The sequence below is a fragment of the Proteus mirabilis ATCC 29906 genome, from assembly GCF_000160755.1.
GTDB lineage: Bacteria > Pseudomonadota > Gammaproteobacteria > Enterobacterales > Enterobacteriaceae > Proteus > Proteus mirabilis.
Genome location: NZ_GG668615.1, coordinates 1 through 245, shown reverse-complemented (window position 1 = coordinate 245; position 245 = coordinate 1). Strand labels below are relative to the sequence as shown.

The window sequence follows — 245 nt, the reverse complement described above, 5'->3', positions numbered from 1 at the left end:
GGACTTTATGGTTGATACGCAAATTCCGGGTGATACAGACGGTGATGGTACGGTGGATACCACACCGGTGGTGACCATTCCGGAAGCTGCGGACGGTGTAAATGCTGACGAGCTAAAAGACGGCGTACAGACACAAGTGACTGTACCGGGAGGCAGTGCGGCAGGTGACACACTGACACTCACTATAACTAAACCAGATGGATCAACCGATACTGTTGAACACACACTGACTGCAGATGAAGTGG

The 245-nt window shown here is 51.4% G+C and carries 1 pseudogene; it reads left to right on the top strand.

Annotated elements, in window-relative coordinates:
• Positions 1-245 (top strand): annotated as a pseudogene (locus HMPREF0693_RS19240) (hypothetical protein); the annotation flags it as partial.